Here is a 15,438-nt window from a genome sequence, read left to right as displayed (position 1 = left end):
ATGCTGAGTCAGTTGTTCAGATCCCTTAAAAATGCCGACACCTCTGAATACAACCAAGCGTCTAAACCGCAGCCTGAAGCTGCCGCTAGTGAAGCGCAGCAGGCAGTGCTCGATGCAATAGAGCTTTGCTATCTCAAGGCGGAGGCCGCGCTGGGGCATGCACTAAAGCGCCCCTCGGTCAGCTTTGCCCTGCGAGGCCGCAGCGCCGGTACCGCTCATCCAACCGAGAACCGCTTGCGTTTCAATCCAGTACTGCTGGAGCAAAACCTGCACACCTTCACCCATGAGGTGGTTCCACACGAGATCTGTCACCTGCTCTGCTTCCAACTGCATGGCAAAACCCGACCTCATGGTAAGGAGTGGCAGAGCTTGATGCGACGGATCTACGGTCTGGCACCGCGTACCACTCACTCAATGGATATCAGTTCGGTCAAACCCAGAACCCTACCCTATCAGTGTGGCTGCGGCGTGGTGGAGCTAAGCATCCGCCGCCATAACAAGGTCATGCGGGGTCAGGCTAAATATCAATGCCGCCGCTGCGGCCAACTGCTAAGCCCTCAGCCATCCTGAGCCAAGTTGCCAAGCCTGGCGGCTTCTTTTACTATCTGCTGCAACAATTCCAAGTCTGACACCTGAAGTATCGGCTGTCGGCATCCTTAGCTATGATTTTAGGGAACAGAGTGATTTCATTCCTTCAGCGGCCGCTTGTGGCCCTGCCGCTGCTTTTGGCAGCCTCATCTGTGCTGGCTTCGCCCAGCCATCCAAGCAGTTTTCCCGAAGCAAAAAAACGCGCCAGGACTATCTACAGCCAAACCCTGCCGGCGGTCAGTTTCTACTGTGGCTGCGCCATCAAAATGGAAGGCAAGAAATGGCAGCCTGACTTGGAAAGCTGCGGCTATCAAATCCGCAAACAACAGACCCGTGCCAACCGCATCGAATGGGAGCACATAGTGCCTGCCTGGGAGTTTGGCCATCAGTTGCAGTGCTGGCAAAACGGCGGCCGCAAGAACTGCAGCCGTAACGACAAGACCTTCAAGCGCATGGAGGCCGACCTGCATAATCTGGTGCCCGCCGTAGGTGAGGTCAACGGCGATAGGTCCAACTTCAGGTTCAGCCAGTGGAACGCCAAGCCAAACCAATATGGCCAGTGTCAGATGACAGTCGACTTTAAAGGCCGTAAGGCAGAGCCACCAGCGCAGGCAAGGGGGCGCATCGCCCGAACCTACCTTTATATGCAACAAACCTATGGGCTCAAGATAGCCTCCAGCCAATTAAAGTTATTCAAGGCTTGGGACAAAAGCTATCCAGTTGATACTATTGAATGCCAACGAGATCAGGCGATTGCCACCTCTCAGGGTAATCACAATCCATGGGTGCAGGCTGCCTGCAGCCAAAGTGCCTTCAATGGCAGAACACATTAAGCCTAAGGAACACAGAGCATGAGAGTGCCGAGAATTTATCACCCAGGTCCAATAACTGCGGGGCAAGTCCTGTCATTGGATGATGATGCCAGCGCCCATGTCGGCCGAGTGCTGCGGATGTCCAGCGGCGAGCAGATAAGCCTGTTCAATGGCGATGGTAAAGACTATCCGGCCACTATCGTCAGCGCCGGAAAGAAGGCCGTGGATGTGAACGTGCTGTCTGCCATGGACAATCCCTCTGAGTCCCCTCTGGATCTGCACCTGGGGCAAGTGATCTCCCGCGGCGATCGCATGGACTTCACCTTGCAAAAATCGGTAGAGTTGGGGGTTAACACCATCACGCCACTGTTTTCAGAGCGTTGCGGCGTTAAACTCAGCGGCGATAGGTTAGAAAAGAAACTGCAGCAGTGGCAAAAAATTGTTATCAGCGCCTGTGAGCAATCCGGCCGTAGCCGGGTTCCTGAAGTGAGACCAGTCATGGAGCTGGCCGCTTGGTGCGCCGAGCCAACAACAGCATTGAAACTCAATCTGCATCCCAGAGCCGCTCACGGCATCAATGGCCTTGAGCTGCCAAACAACAAGGTGCGACTCTTGATAGGTCCGGAAGGCGGCTTGTCGGAGCAGGAAATTGCCATGACAGAAACCCAGGCATTTACTGAAGTTCTGCTCGGCCCCAGAGTACTGCGCACCGAAACCGCGGCGCTAACCGCCATTACCGCATTGCAACTCAGATTCGGCGATCTGGGTTAACCATTTTCCGCCCGGTGGGCGTAACGAATAAAGGAAAGGCATCATGATCAAGCTCGGCATAGTGATGGACCCCATCAAGGATATCAACATCAAAAAAGACTCCAGCTTCGCCATGTTGTTGGCGGCGCAGTCCCGCGGCTATGAGCTCTTCTATATGGAGATGCAGGATCTGGCGCTGCTGCAGGGCGAAGCCTGGGCCAAGATGCGGCCACTCAAAGTTCAGGAAGATCCCACTGATTGGTACCAGTTGGGTGAAGCGACCGACACGCCGCTCAAGGAGCTGGATGTGATTCTGATGCGTAAGGATCCACCGTTCGATACCGAATACATCTACGCCACTTACATGCTTGAGCGCGCCGAAGAGGCCGGGGTACTGATAGTCAACAAGCCACAGAGCCTGCGTGATGCCAATGAAAAGCTGTTTACCGCCTGGTTCAGTCAATTCACCCCCACCACACTGGTCAGTAGCGATCCGCAGCGGTTACGCGCTTTCCATGCTCAGCATGGCGATGTGATCCTCAAGCCATTGGACGGCATGGGCGGCACATCTATATTCAGGGTCAAGCAGGACGACCCCAACCTGGGGGTCATCATAGAAACCCTGACCAACTACGGCCAAAACTATGCCATGGCGCAGGTATTTATTCCTGAGATCACCAAGGGTGACAAGCGTATTCTGGTCATCGACGGCGAGCCTGTCCCCTACTGTTTGGCGCGGATCCCCAAGAAGGGCGAAACCCGCGGTAACCTGGCAGCCGGTGGCAGCGGTGTTGCCCAGCCTCTGTCAGAAAGTGACTGGGCCATTGCCAGAGCCCTGGGGCCAGAGCTTAAAAAGCGCGGCCTGATCTTCGTCGGTCTGGATGTGATTGGGGATAAGCTCACCGAAATCAATGTTACCAGCCCAACTTGCATCAAAGAGATTGAAGCGGCTTTCGATGTCAATATCACCGGCATGCTGATGAATGCCATTGAGCAAAGACTGCAACAAAAACAACAAGGATGAGACTCTGATGAAACTGAGCCAACTCACGGGCGCATTACTGGGACTGTCATTGCTGCTGCCACTGGCGGTCGATGCCAATCAGTTGCCCAATCCCGCCCCTTCCAGACCCCAAAATATCGTGATCATGGTCGGTGATGGCATGGGGCCGGCTTATACCAGCGCCTACCGATATTTCAAAGACAACCCGGATACCGAAGAGATAGAACAGACGGTATTCGATCGCCTGTTGGTCGGTATGGCCAGTACCTACCCCGCCAGAGTCAGTGGCTATGTCACCGACTCCGCCGCCGCGGCAACCGCGCTGGCAACCGGGGTAAAAAGCTATAATGGTGCCATCTCGGTCGACACCCAGAAGCAGCCGATCCCGACCATAATGGAAAAGGCCAAGCAACGGGGAATGAGCACAGGAGTGGCGGTCACTTCCCAGATAAATCACGCCACACCGGCGGCCTTTTTGTCTCACAGCGAAAGTCGCAAGCACTATGTCGAGCTGGCCAACAAGTATCTGGAGACGGATGCTGATGTAATGCTGGGTGGCGGCCAGAAATACTTTGATCAGGAACTGCTGGCCAAGTTTGATGCCAAGGGCTATCAAATTTTGCAGGAGTTCAGCGCGCTTGAAAGTATCACACAACCCAAGGTAATGGGCCTGTTTGCCGAAGTGCAATTGCCCTGGGTGCTGGATGACAAGGACGGCCATCGCCTCAGCACCATGACAGGCAAGGCACTGGAGCTCTTGTCACAAAACAACAACGGCTTTGTATTGCTGGTCGAAGGCAGTCTGATCGACTGGGCCGGTCACAACAACGACATCGCCGCCGCCATGGCGGAGATGGATGAATTTGCCCGTACCATGGAAGTGGTCGAGCAGTTCGTACGCCAAAACCCCAATACCCTGATGGTGGCCACCGCAGATCACAATACCGGCGGTCTCTCCATCGGCAGCAAGGGCAAATATGCCTGGAATCCAGAGGTACTCAAGGGGCTCTCTGCCAGTATCGACACTCTGGCAGCCGCGGCGTTGACCGCAGAAGACTGGCAAGCACCGCTGGCTCAAGGCCTGGGTTTTGAGCTGGAACCCGCTTTGCTGGAGCAATTGGCCAAGGCCAGAATGCAAGGCAAAGAGACGCTGGCCAGCGCTATCAAACAGGAAGTGGATCGCCGCTCCAACACAGGCTGGACCACAGGTGGCCATACGGGCACAGATGTGCAGGTGTTTGCCGCAGGCCCGGGCGCCGAGCTGTTTATCGGCAACCAGGACAACACGGATATCGCCTCCAAACTGAGCAGCCTACTGCCCAAGGGGCAACACGCCGCCAAATAAGGCTTGGCCTGGTAAAAGCGGCTGCGGCCGCTTTTTTTGTCTTTGCCGACTATAACTCTTGCCCGCTGCCACCACTGATTGGCTATAATGCGCGGCAGATTTTATCCTTGGAAGTTCTCCTATGTTGCTGACACCGCCATCGCAATTACTGCTGCGCAACAGTGCGCTATTTGAAGGCCAAAGCCTGCTGCTGCTCAACCATGAAAGCGATAGCTGCGCCAGAGAGCTTTTGAAGCTGTGCCCCAGAGTCGATGCCCTGGCGCTGGACTTCAATCACTTCCAACAGCTTAAATCGCAAGCCACAGCCTCGCTTCATTGCTACTTTGGCCACCAATTGCCCCATACAGACAGGTTCGAGACCGTTGTTGTCTACTACCCCAAGGCCAAGCCGCTGCTCGCTTATCTGCTGGAGCTGGCGGCGCTGCACCTGCAACCGGGAGGCCAACTTCTGGTCATAGGGGAAAACAAAGGCGGGATAAAGTCGTTTGCCAAGCAGCAAAGTCGCTGGTTCAGCAATGCTGCCAAACTGGACAACGCCCGTCACTGCCTATTGTTTGCCGCCGAGGCCATCACCAGCCCAACTGCGCTGGATATTGAGACCTATGTCAGCCACTACAGCTTGCCTACTCCCCAAGGGGATGTGCAAATCTGCAATATGGCCGGAGTATTCAGTGAAAAACGGCTGGATCTGGGTACTGAGCTGTTGCTGTCTCATCTGCCTAAGCTTAAGGGCCGGGTATTGGACTTTGGCTGCGGCGCCGGAGTGATTGCGGCCGCCCTGCTCAAGGCCCAGCCGGAGCTGAGCCTTGAATGTGTCGACATCAATGCCATGGCGCTGCTGTCCTGTGAGCTGACCCTTAAGGCCAATGGCCTTAGCGCCAAAGTCTATCCATCAGATGGCTTGAGCGCCACTCAGGGCGAGTTCGACGCCATTATCTCCAACCCACCGTTTCATGATGGTTTGGCGGCAACTACCCATATTGCCGAAAGCTTTATCGCCGACAGTACCAAAAAACTCACAGAGCGAGGAGTATGGCAGATAGTAGCCAACCGCCACCTGCCTTACAGCGATACAATCGCGGCCCATTTCGGCAAGGTGAATGTCATCGCCGAAAACAACAAATACAAGCTTTACCGGAATACCAGTGACAAAAAGTAGCGCCGAAAATTTTTGGTAACTTTTCGCTAAGAGATCAAAGATTTTTATAAGTATTCAGGGCTATTATCTTTTGAATAACTGCTAATGGGATGTTAACGACAGGCTTCGTTTCGGCGAGCTTATGTTGTTATACTCAATAGCAGTCGGAAAAATAATAATAGTACCGTTCCGCACAGGAGTTGACTCAGTCGATAAGAGCCCCTGTTTTCCTGTTATGTCATGGCACACCCCGCACCATGGACAAACAGTTTCTTACTCGAGTGGCAAACATGTTCAAGCTCCAAAGGAAAGGTATAACTAACCTGGATACTCTAATATGCTGGCGCCGGATCTCGTTGAACTCAGCAGTAACATGCAATTTGCCGAGCTGAGGCTCATCCCCAAAACCCATGGTCCCGTTACCGAGGAAGCCATTCGTCATCTGCTGGCATTACCTGACTTTGCCAAACTTTACCCCCTCGACAGTCAAATTGTTAAAGCCGTCAAAGAGATCAACAAGCTCTATGCCGAAGAAGATGGCCAATTCGAGCAATTTTTTCAGATAGCCGAGCGTCGTGACGGCCAGATATCACTCCAGCCCAGTAAGGACAAGATGCAAGCCACAATGACCCTTACCGCCGCCTGGGGGGGGAAGGAGATCACCCTGCCGGATATCCTTCGCCGTCTCAAGGAAGATAAGATCTGCATGGGGCTGTCGAAAATCAAGATAGAAACCATGCTCAAACGCCTGAAGCAGAGTAAACCTGGTGAAACCATAGAAGGCATCATTGCCTGCGGCAAGGCGGCGGTAAATGGCAACCATGCCAAATTGGACCGCAAAGTGCCCCTGGCCCGTGAACGCCTATTGCATCCGCAAGAACGTGAGGATGGCACTGTGGATATGCGCAACCTGGGCGCCGTCATCATGGTCAATAGCGGCGATCTTTTAATGGAGAAGATCCCCGCCACCCAAGGTACCCCTGGCTACAATGTCTTCGGTGAAGTACTACCGGCCAAGCCAGGTAAAGAGTTGGAGATGGTGATAGGTAAAGGTACAGAACTCAGCGCCAAGGACAGCAATAAGCTTATCGCCACAGTTGCCGGTCAGCCGGTGGAAATCCGCAATGGCATGCAGGTAGATGATGTGCTGCAGATAAAAGATGTCGACGTGGGCTATGGCAACGTCGACTTTAAAGGCAGTATTCTTATCAGTGGCGACGTCCATGAAGGGATGCAAGTCACGAGCAGCGGCGATATCACAGTCATGGGCTTTGTCGACTCGGCATCCCTGACGGCCGAGGGAGATATCACTGTCAGCAAAGGCATCATAGGCAGGCAGATCCGCACCAATGAGCTGTCGACCCAAATAAGAGCCAAAGGGCAAATTTCGGCCCAATTTGTGCAATATTCCGATCTTCAGTGCCAAGGCGATATTCTGGTAACCAAGCAACTGCTGCACAGCCACAGTTGCACCGATGGCAAACTGATAGTCAGCGATGGCAACGGCCGTCGCGGAGACCTGGTGGGCGGAATAGCCAAGGCAGAAAAAGGCATCAAGGCGGTTGCCATAGGCGCCACAGCCGATACCAAGACAGAGCTCTTCTGCGCCATGCGTTTGGGGGAATACCGCCAAAACCTCAAAGAACTCGAAGAGAGTGTTAGGGTTCTGGTAGTGGCCGGGCTGGAAATGGAAGCCCGGCTGAGAAAACTGCCGCCCAAGAGTGAATGGCAAACAGATCCTACCATGGTCGAACAGGTAAAAATGATGCTGCAGGAGAAACATCGTGTCGATGATGAGCGGCTGCGGGAAGAAACCGAACTCGATCTACTGAAAGCAGAAACCGAAGGTTACTATCGCCATTACTTTGTCGAAGCCCTGAAGCATGTCTACTCCAATGTGGAAATTCATATAGGCCCGGCCCAGCAGCGCACTCAAAGGGAACACGGCCCCTGCGTGATTGAAAACCAAAATGGAGAAATCCACTTCGATTACAGCAATCGCGGTTAAGCTCAAAGCCGCACGGTTATGGTTCAATCTGACCGGGAAGAAATCATAGCAACACCAAGTCACTGTGTTATGGTATCGGCAACAGCTTATGCTTGGATATCCTATGACACAGCCCACCTGGCCCGCCATTCTAAAACCGGCAGATTCAGACGAACTCCTGTTCCTTGAGAATGAAAGAGACTGGTTGGAGTATATCTGCCTACATCAACACCTGAGTTGCCAGGGCGACCAACTGATAGATTCCGACGGCTTATGCTATCCCATACTTCCGGCCACTCGCTATGACGAACCTGTACTGGCTTCATTGCCGCAAATAGGCCCGAGCCAGTCTCGGCTCGAACTCAAAGATCTCAAGCTGTTGGTACAAAAGCACGCCGCCGCGCTCGGCAGTTGCTGCGTGGCCAAATTAGCCTTTATCACTTTTCCACAAGGGCTGGAGATGGTGCGTTATCTCGACAATCTCTGACAAAGCCCGGCGCCCACGGGTATAATCGGCGCGTTTTCTCTCACCGGAGTCATAGATTTGCAACTTCTGAAAATAGATTGCTTAGGGAAGCCTCTGAGGCTGGAAGGTTCCATGGCAGGTTGGCAACAACTCTTTTGGGATAACCAATTGGTCTCGCAACAAGCCGCCAGCGCCAATGACCAAGGCAGCGGCAGCCATGAGTTCAGTCTTAGTCGCACCGATGGCAGCAGCATCAAGGTACGCCTGGAAACCCAGCTCAACTGGCAACCCTTTGAGCTGAGCTATCGTTTGCTCATCGATGAGCAAGTCACGATTGAAGGCAGGCGCGATAGCAAAGATATTGAGCGGCAAACACCAGACATAGCGCCGGTGAAACAACAGAAACTGAGTCTGGTGGGGCTGGTGTCTCTGGGCTTTAAGCTGCTCAAGAGTGCCAAGGTAATCAAAGTCGTACTGGCCGGGGCCAGTATTGCCGCTTATTCCTGGCTGTTTTCACTGCAGTTTGCCCTGGCCCTTATTGCCTGTCTGGTGTTTCACGAATACGGCCATATCCGGGCGATGAAGTATTTTGGTATGAAAACCAAAGGTATTTACCTCATTCCCTTTATGGGCGGCCTGGCCTTATCCGATGAGAAGATCAACACCCGCTGGCAAGATGTGGTGATCTCCATCATGGGGCCAACCTTTGGCCTGTTGATGTCGTTGGCGGCACTCGTGGCCTACTGGATCACTGGCAATCCCTTCTTTGCCGGTCTGGCGGCCTTCAACGCCTTACTCAATCTGTTCAACCTATTGCCAATTCTGCCGCTGGACGGCGGACATATTCTCAAGAGCATCAGCTTTTCAATGAACAGCGCCATCGGCCTTATCGCCTGTATTCTCGGTGCCGCCATCGGAGTATTTATCAGCTACAGCCTGGGGCTAGCGCTGCTGGGGTTCCTGTTGCTGATAGGCAGCGCCGAGATTCTGTTTGAGTGGAAACAGCGTCATCAAAGCCATCTGTTGCCGCTGGACAGGTATGGGCAAGTGTTTTCCCTTATCTGGTATCTGTTAACCGTGGCGGCCCTGGTAGGGGTTATCTGGCATCTGGCGGGTAGCGGAGATGATATGCTGGGATTGCCACTCAAGATATTGCAGAGCTGATGCAATATGGCAAACGGCTGCAGTAAAGCAGCCGTCTGTTGCCTATCAGTTAAACGGAACCGGATGGGATCTCACCAAAATCACCGTTTTGGTAGTCACGAATGGCCTGCAGGATCTCCGCCTGGGTATTCATCACAAAAGGCCCCATCTGCACCACGGTCTCACCAATAGGGTTACCGGCCAGAATGAGCAGGCCCGCGCCCTTGAAACCGGCTTGCAGCTCGAGAGGATAACGACTGTCGAGCAGCAACATATTACCGGCCGCCAGTTGTTTGCCATCCGGCAGTTGCAATTCACCACTGTGCAGATAGAGCGCCAGTCGCCCCAGATGACTGAGATCCAACTCGGCTTGGGCATCAGGCGCCAGCGTTAAATCGGCAATCGCCGCATCGCCGGCCAACCCGGTCAAGGGAGCACTGGCTTCAGTACCGGCGAAACGCCAATCACCGGCCAGCAGTCTCAGGCTGGCGCCGTCAGTTTCAAGCTGCGGGTGTTCATCGGCCGCGCTGTCCTGATACCTGGGCGGCCGCATCTTGTCTTTGGCCGGCATATTGAGCCAGATCTGAAAGCCATGCAGCCCCTCTTTGGCATCAGCCAGCGGCATTTCGGAGTGGACCACGCCGCGGCCGGTACTCATCCACTGCACCTTGCCTTCGCGGATGGCGCGGACATTGCCCAGTTGATCCCTGTGCTCAAAACCGCCCTTGCGGATATAGGTAAAAGTTTCCATACCGCGGTGGGGATGCGGCGGAAAACCGCCGAGATAATCGCGTTCATCGTCGGAGCGGATCTCATCCAGCATCAGATAGGGATCCAACGCCAGAGCCTGAAAATCGGCGACCCGGCTGATATTGACCCCATCGCCGTCAGAGGTGGGTTGCGCCGGCAGTATTTGCAATATTTTCATCATTGGGCTCCTTCACTTTGGAATAGCCCCAGCTTACTGCCGACAAATAACAACAAAAAGCGCATTTATCCGCTATGAGTCTTCGACTTTATAGAAAGGTCACACCCACCAATAGCGCACCACATGGAAGAAAACCGGCGCAGCAAAACAGACAGAATCCATACGATCCAGCATGCCGCCGTGGCCCTCTATCATATGGCCCCAATCCTTGACGCCGCGGTCACGCTTGATGGCCGACATCACCAGTCCCCCTGCAAAGCCGAGCAGGTTCACCAGTAAAGCTATGATTGCCGCCTGCCAGGGGGTGAATGGGGTGATCCAAAACAGCGAAGTACCCACCAGCGTCGCCAGCAACACCCCACCGACCAAGCCTTCGAGGGTCTTGGAGGGCGACAGCTTGGGTGCCACCTTGCGTTTGCCAAACAGCTTGCCACAGCAATACTGCAGCACATCGGAGAGTTGCACCACCAAAATAAGCCAGGCGATCAGCAGCAAGTTACGCCCTTCATAGCCCTCAATCTTCAAGGTCATCAGCGCCGGCACTGACGAGACACAATAGACGGCTATCATCAGCCCCCACTGCACCTTGGCGGTACGCTCAAGGTAACGTGTAGTATCGCCGCCAAGTGCTGCCAGAATCGGCATCAGCAGGAACAGATACACGGGAATAAAGATACTGAACATGCCGTACCAATGGATGGCGATCAGCAGATACTGCACCGGCAAGGCAAAATAGAAGGCGGCGACCAGGGCCGGATAATCGCTGGCCCGGGTCGGTGTCAGGGTTAAAAACTCCCTCAGCGCATAGAAAGATACCAGGGCAAACAGCAATATCACCCCATAGAGCCCGAACAGGAAAGCTATGCCTATGGCCAGCACCATCATCCACCAGGCATCGATTCTGGCGTTGAGATTGGCAATAACGGCGTTGTTGCCCTTACGCCAGGCCAGCAAACGACCTATCAGGGTCGCTACCACCAGCAGTAGGCCTATACCGGCAAACAACCACAGTGTCTGGTTCATACTTCCTCCCGTGACATCGCCAATAGTGCCAAACGCAAACGCTCGAGAAAGGCCACCTTGGTTTCCTGCGGCTGCAGCTTGATAGGCGTGCCAAAACTCAAAGTGCAGAGCAGCGGCAACGGCAGATAACGCCCCTTGGGCATGGCGCGATTGAGGTTAGCAATCCACACGGGGATCAGCTCCAGATCCGGGCGCGAGTGTGCCAGATGATAGATTCCACTCTTGAACGGCAACAATGGCGCCTCGCTCAGATTACGGGTCCCTTCCGGGAAGAAGATCAGCGAGTCGCCCTCGGCCAGCGCCTTTTCCACCGGCGCCAGGGGATTGCCCTCACCATGGCTCTCTCTTGGAATAAGCACGGCGTTGAATACCCGCTGAATAATAAAGCGCCTCAGCGCCGTCTTTTGCCAATACTCGGCGCCGGCAACCGGACGTGTCTTGCGTCTCAGCAAGGCAGGCAGTGATGCCCACAGCAACACAAAGTCACCGTGACTGCTGTGATTGGCAAAGTAGAGCCGCTGATTGTGATTGGCGCGGCAGCCAAGCCACAGGGCGCGGGCACCGGTGACCAACCTGGCCGCCGAGGTGATCCCAAAGGCGGTCAATCCCGCGAGCCAGCCGATTAGGGTATCCATAGATAAGGGTAAACTCCTCTTACAGGAAAAAGCGCCAGACGAGTAACAACACCAGCGCCGCGGCCTGCCCGGCAAAGCAGAGGAACAGACGCTTTAGCAGCGCCTGCGCCCCTTGGGCACGCAGCAGCATACTGCGACCGGCCAGCTCTTCTTTAAGCCATCCGAGTTGCTGCATGCTGTGATCCAGACGTTCGCAGGAATGCTCCCCTGCCAGGGCGGCAAACAGCTTGGCATCCAGCGCCACTCTGAGGCCAAAATACTGTCCGGCCAGTCCGAAAAGCACCATCAACAGGGCACTGAGCAGTTCCGGCCATCCCTGAAGCTTGCCGCCCCAGATAAGCAGCAAAGGTGCCAACATCAAAACCGCACTGAACCAGCGCAGCGGCGCGGCATTGCCCAATAAAGTGGCCACCAATTTTGCCAGATCCCGCTGCTGCGACTCAGGCATGTTGCACCTCTGGCGGGCAAAAACCGGACTTGAGCCGCTCCAGGTAAGCCAGAGTCTCTGGCTTGAAAACCACCTTGGGCCTAACGGCGGAAATCATCTTTGCGGCATCCAGGGCACTGCCGGCCCGACCGCTCAGCAGCAACCAGGCTGCCAATACCAAGGCGCTACGGCCATAACCCAAGGCGCAACATACAAGTAGAGTACCTGAGGTGCGCAAACACTCGAGCCGCCTGACCGCTTCCAGGCAGTCCTGTTCATCCGGCAAGCATAAATCCAGCATGGGCATGGGCTGATACCATTTGAGCCTGCCTTCGGTCATCCCCCGGGCGGGTGTCAGCAAGGCCTTGCCCGAATAGGGAAAGGGCAACTCGGCGCAGAGATCCAATATGGCATCATATTGCTGCGCTTCACTCATGGTGGGCATGCGCCCGAGCCAAACCCCGGGCAGCACCTCTTGCGCCGCTACCTTGCCAGCGGTCCAGAAACGGATATTGAGCCAGGCAAACAACCGATAAGGCAACAACAGCCAGCGACTGGCGAAGCTGGGATGGCCCAACTCACTCTTTTGAAAACCCGCGGCGGCAAACAGGAGATAATTGAGCGCCACCATGGCCAGCGCCAAGGCCAGCCAAAACAGCAGCATGCCAAAGAGACTCATGGGCCAGAGCAAGGCCGCGAGCAGCAGCAAGACGACGCCCACGCCATAAGCCGCTGCCAGCTTGAGCCTGCAAGGTTCCCTCGCCAAACTCAAGCGGCTGAACGAATTTCGTGGCCACAGCCAGAGGCAGAACAGACCGGCCGCCAGCCCTGTGGGCAGGTCGATAAAATGATGTTGCCAGGTTGTCAGCACAGACAGGCCAATCAAGGCAAACCAGCCGTGGAGCAGATAACGCCAGGGGCCACTGGCCCGCTGACTGTATTCACTCCAGAGCACCACCAAGAGGGCGATGTGCAAAGAGGGCGCCTGATTGAAAGGCTTATCAAACCCCATCAGGAGATCGAACAAACCACCAAAAACGCCGTCGAGCGGCGGGCGCTCAAAACTGAATTTAAGGGGCCAGATGAGAAAACAGCCGATGCACAGAAGCTGTACGCTCAGCAGCCTGAGCCCCAGTCTGTCTATCCCCTTACGGCTGAAGGGGAGCAGAAACGCCAGGCCGTAGAGAAGATCTATCGACCAGTAAGGCACTATGGTCCAGGGCCAGAGCGGAATGGCATGTTCCCAGGAAAACACCAGACTGGGAACCTCACTTTGCTGCGAGGCATACCAATTGGCAAAACCATAGCTGGCAAAGAAAAACGGCGCCAACAAGGCCAGCCAAAGCAGGCCCCGGCGAATGGTGCCGACCTCGCGTCGACGGGCGGGCAGCTCAGGCATCAGTCGGCCTTACGCGCCATGGACACGGTAAATATGCCCCACTCATCCACTCTTTGAGTCAACTTGTGAAAACCGTTGGCTTTGGTCAGTTGATCCATCTCCTGCTGACTGCGGCGACGCATCACCCAAGGCTGACCGTCTCTGTGGCTGGTCAGGGCCCGGCCGATGAATTCCAGCTGCGGATGCCAAGGCTGGCCCGTGTAGATAAGCAGACCTCCGGGCGCCAGCGCCGCGGCAATACCCGCCAGGGAGCGAGACACCATCTCATTGTCACCAAACAGCTCGTAAAGGCCCGAGACTACCGCCAGGGTTGGCTTGGGCTCGACCGCCGCCAGCGAATCAAAGTCGAAGGCATCGCCCTTTTCAAAGCGCACTATGTCACTGAGGCCAAGCTCATCGATGAGGGCGCGGCCGTCGCGGATATTGATATCACTGTAATCACGCAGCAGCACAGAATCAGGCTTAATATCGCTGTTCGCCAGGCTCTCCAGCAGATAGCGGCCATGTCCGGCGGCCACATCCATCAAATGCAGCGGCTTTTCTTCCTTTCTCAGCGTCGACAGCGCCTGCGCCAGCAGCTCTTCGATATGGCGTTTACGCTGGCGTATGCCGCGCCAGCCAATGGCATTGAGATATTGTTTGTCGACAAAACGGCCAAACTCCCCCTTGCCGGAGGGGGTGTTGCGATAGACATAGTCCAGGGTACTGCCCGAGTCGAAGCCGCGCTCGAAACCCAGAGCGATGCCCTCTGAGTATTTCTCCCCCAGCTTCATCACCGCGCGGGTGGCTTGCCAGTATTTGGCCTGCCAGGAAGCCTCGGGCAAAGGGGCGGCGAGCGATTCACTCTCGGCGCAGCTCGGGCCGAATTTATCTTGCTGCAACAAATTCACTGCCGCCTGCGGCGAGGCGATATTGGCCCGCAGGAAGCGTCTAATCCTGGCTATCGGGTCGGCCCGGTCCAGCTCTCCCAGGGTGTCATGATAAAACCCGGGCAGCAGGTGCAATTCTTTACGCTGGGAACCCAAACGCTCAAAAAACTGCTGCTGCGGCTTGCGCCGAACCACATAGTCGGCGCCCGAGATCAGTACCTGAGTCGGTACAGTAATCGCCTGGGCATTGGCCACCACCCTTTCGGCGGCATCATAGAGTCCCAACAACACATTGACCGAGATCGGTCTGGCGATCAGTGGGTCTGTCTCAAAGCTGTATTGTCTGGCGGGGTCATGGGTCAACAGCTTGGCCTTAACATAGCTGTTGACGAAAAAGTTGCCCTTGAGGCTCCTCAGCAGCTTGAGCCCAGGGATAGCAAAAGGCACATAGAGCTTGACGCTGAAGGCCGGCGACGCCAGCACCAGCGCGCGAATAGCAGGCGCATAGTCATGCACCCAGGTGCTGGCCAGCACGGCGCCGACACTTTGGGCCACCACACACAGCTGCTCTTGGCTGAAACCATGTTTGCGCTCTATGTGTTCCACAAAGGTCTGAATGTCGCGAACACTGGTACCAAAGGAGGGGCTGTCGCCTCTGGCGCCCGGTGATTGCCCATGACCACGGGCATCCCAGGCGAAAAAAGCCTGCTCAGGCAGCGCCAATTCATCCACCAGGTGCGCCATTCTGCCACCGTGTTCATGGCCACGGTGGAACAGCAACACGGCCCCGGATTCCTCTTGTTCATTGGTTTCCAGCGCCGGCCAGAAACGATAAAACAGCTGGAATCCATCATGGGTAGTAAAAAAGTGTTCCTCGGGTACCCTTGCGGCATTATCCATATAATTCATTCCTTTGATAACCAAC

15 protein-coding genes are annotated in these 15,438 nt (G+C 55.2%); 9 read left to right on the top strand and 6 right to left on the bottom strand.

Annotated features, from left to right (window positions below):
- The 9 genes from AYI96_RS02465 to AYI96_RS02425 all read left to right on the top strand — a co-directional run bounded on the left by AYI96_RS02465 (window position 1) and on the right by AYI96_RS02425 (window position 9,253).
- The gene (locus AYI96_RS02465; protein WP_039034157.1) at window positions 1-570 is read left to right on the top strand and encodes a SprT family zinc-dependent metalloprotease; all 570 of its coding nucleotides are present in this window, start codon (window positions 1-3) and stop codon (window positions 568-570) included.
- A gap of 113 nt (window positions 571-683) precedes the next feature.
- Window positions 684-1,421 (top strand): endonuclease, encoded by a 738-nt coding sequence (locus AYI96_RS02460; protein ID WP_260852941.1) that lies wholly within the window; start codon window positions 684-686, stop codon window positions 1,419-1,421.
- Between the two features lie 18 nt (window positions 1,422-1,439).
- Complete coding sequence (rsmE, locus tag AYI96_RS02455; protein WP_039034155.1) at window positions 1,440-2,171, top strand: 16S rRNA (uracil(1498)-N(3))-methyltransferase; 732 nt, start codon at window positions 1,440-1,442, stop codon at window positions 2,169-2,171.
- Between the two features lie 43 nt (window positions 2,172-2,214).
- Window positions 2,215-3,174: a glutathione synthase gene (gshB, locus tag AYI96_RS02450; RefSeq protein WP_039034154.1), complete on the top strand. Its 960-nt coding sequence runs from the start codon at window positions 2,215-2,217 to the stop codon at window positions 3,172-3,174.
- A 7-nt stretch (window positions 3,175-3,181) separates the two neighbouring features.
- Window positions 3,182-4,498, top strand: coding sequence for an alkaline phosphatase (locus tag AYI96_RS02445; protein WP_039034153.1), 1,317 nt, complete (start codon window positions 3,182-3,184; stop codon window positions 4,496-4,498).
- A gap of 124 nt (window positions 4,499-4,622) precedes the next feature.
- A complete protein-coding gene (locus tag AYI96_RS02440; RefSeq protein WP_039034181.1) occupies window positions 4,623-5,657 on the top strand; it encodes a class I SAM-dependent methyltransferase in 1,035 nt (344 codons plus the stop codon).
- A gap of 316 nt (window positions 5,658-5,973) precedes the next feature.
- The gene (locus tag AYI96_RS02435) at window positions 5,974-7,644 is read left to right on the top strand and encodes a DUF342 domain-containing protein (RefSeq protein WP_039034152.1); all 1,671 of its coding nucleotides are present in this window, start codon (window positions 5,974-5,976) and stop codon (window positions 7,642-7,644) included.
- 103 nt (window positions 7,645-7,747) lie between these two features.
- A complete protein-coding gene (locus AYI96_RS02430) occupies window positions 7,748-8,110 on the top strand; it encodes a DUF4144 domain-containing protein (RefSeq protein ID WP_260852935.1) in 363 nt (120 codons plus the stop codon).
- 111 nt (window positions 8,111-8,221) lie between these two features.
- The gene (locus AYI96_RS02425; protein WP_222116194.1) at window positions 8,222-9,253 is read left to right on the top strand and encodes a site-2 protease family protein; all 1,032 of its coding nucleotides are present in this window, start codon (window positions 8,222-8,224) and stop codon (window positions 9,251-9,253) included.
- Between the two features lie 49 nt (window positions 9,254-9,302).
- On the opposite strand, the gene AYI96_RS02420 is transcribed toward AYI96_RS02425, so the two are convergent.
- The 6 genes from AYI96_RS02420 to AYI96_RS02395 all read right to left on the bottom strand — a co-directional run bounded on the left by AYI96_RS02420 (window position 9,303) and on the right by AYI96_RS02395 (window position 15,413).
- Window positions 9,303-10,160 carry a pirin family protein gene (locus AYI96_RS02420; RefSeq protein WP_039034149.1) on the bottom strand — a complete coding sequence of 286 codons (858 nt, stop codon included), beginning with the start codon at window positions 10,158-10,160 and terminating at the stop codon, window positions 9,303-9,305.
- Between the two features lie 99 nt (window positions 10,161-10,259).
- A complete protein-coding gene (locus tag AYI96_RS02415) occupies window positions 10,260-11,183 on the bottom strand; it encodes a phosphatidate cytidylyltransferase (RefSeq protein ID WP_025008904.1) in 924 nt (307 codons plus the stop codon).
- Window positions 11,180-11,818: a lysophospholipid acyltransferase family protein gene (locus AYI96_RS02410; protein WP_025889733.1), complete on the bottom strand. Its 639-nt coding sequence runs from the start codon at window positions 11,816-11,818 to the stop codon at window positions 11,180-11,182. Before AYI96_RS02410 ends, AYI96_RS02415 begins: the two co-directional genes overlap by 4 nt.
- Window positions 11,819-11,837: 19 nt before the next feature.
- Window positions 11,838-12,266, bottom strand: coding sequence for a hypothetical protein (locus AYI96_RS02405; protein WP_093983662.1), 429 nt, complete (start codon window positions 12,264-12,266; stop codon window positions 11,838-11,840).
- Entirely contained in the window at window positions 12,259-13,644 is a 1,386-nt protein-coding gene (locus AYI96_RS02400) for a phosphatase PAP2/dual specificity phosphatase family protein (RefSeq protein WP_144360932.1), read from the bottom strand. The genes AYI96_RS02405 and AYI96_RS02400 overlap by 8 nt, the downstream gene beginning before the upstream one ends.
- Window positions 13,644-15,413 carry a bifunctional alpha/beta hydrolase/class I SAM-dependent methyltransferase gene (locus AYI96_RS02395; RefSeq protein ID WP_144360931.1) on the bottom strand — a complete coding sequence of 590 codons (1,770 nt, stop codon included), beginning with the start codon at window positions 15,411-15,413 and terminating at the stop codon, window positions 13,644-13,646. Before AYI96_RS02395 ends, AYI96_RS02400 begins: the two co-directional genes overlap by 1 nt.
- Between the last annotated feature and the right edge of the window lie 25 nt (window positions 15,414-15,438).

It is taken from the genome of Shewanella sp. MSW, from assembly GCF_007636515.1.
Lineage (GTDB): Bacteria > Pseudomonadota > Gammaproteobacteria > Enterobacterales > Shewanellaceae > Shewanella > Shewanella indica.
Note: the sequence above shows the minus strand (reverse complement) of the source record. Positions and strands in the feature narration are given on the sequence as shown.

What these genes read in the sequence shown, in the direction of transcription:
- AYI96_RS02465 (WP_039034157.1), top strand. Translation starts at nt 1, where the DNA reads ATGCTGAGTCAGTTGTTCAGATCCCTTAAAAATGCCGACACCTCTGAA.
- rsmE (WP_039034155.1), top strand. Translation starts at nt 1,440, where the DNA reads ATGAGAGTGCCGAGAATTTATCACCCAGGTCCAATAACTGCGGGGCAA.
- gshB (WP_039034154.1), top strand. Translation starts at nt 2,215, where the DNA reads ATGATCAAGCTCGGCATAGTGATGGACCCCATCAAGGATATCAACATC.
- AYI96_RS02445 (WP_039034153.1), top strand. Translation starts at nt 3,182, where the DNA reads ATGAAACTGAGCCAACTCACGGGCGCATTACTGGGACTGTCATTGCTG.
- AYI96_RS02435 (WP_039034152.1), top strand. Translation starts at nt 5,974, where the DNA reads ATGCTGGCGCCGGATCTCGTTGAACTCAGCAGTAACATGCAATTTGCC.
- AYI96_RS02430 (WP_260852935.1), top strand. Translation starts at nt 7,748, where the DNA reads ATGACACAGCCCACCTGGCCCGCCATTCTAAAACCGGCAGATTCAGAC.
- AYI96_RS02425 (WP_222116194.1), top strand. Translation starts at nt 8,222, where the DNA reads ATGGCAGGTTGGCAACAACTCTTTTGGGATAACCAATTGGTCTCGCAA.
- AYI96_RS02420 (WP_039034149.1), bottom strand. Translation starts at nt 10,160, where the DNA reads ATGAAAATATTGCAAATACTGCCGGCGCAACCCACCTCTGACGGCGAT.
- AYI96_RS02415 (WP_025008904.1), bottom strand. Translation starts at nt 11,183, where the DNA reads ATGAACCAGACACTGTGGTTGTTTGCCGGTATAGGCCTACTGCTGGTG.
- AYI96_RS02410 (WP_025889733.1), bottom strand. Translation starts at nt 11,818, where the DNA reads ATGGATACCCTAATCGGCTGGCTCGCGGGATTGACCGCCTTTGGGATC.
- AYI96_RS02405 (WP_093983662.1), bottom strand. Translation starts at nt 12,266, where the DNA reads ATGCCTGAGTCGCAGCAGCGGGATCTGGCAAAATTGGTGGCCACTTTA.
- AYI96_RS02400 (WP_144360932.1), bottom strand. Translation starts at nt 13,644, where the DNA reads ATGCCTGAGCTGCCCGCCCGTCGACGCGAGGTCGGCACCATTCGCCGG.
- AYI96_RS02395 (WP_144360931.1), bottom strand. Translation starts at nt 15,413, where the DNA reads ATGGATAATGCCGCAAGGGTACCCGAGGAACACTTTTTTACTACCCAT.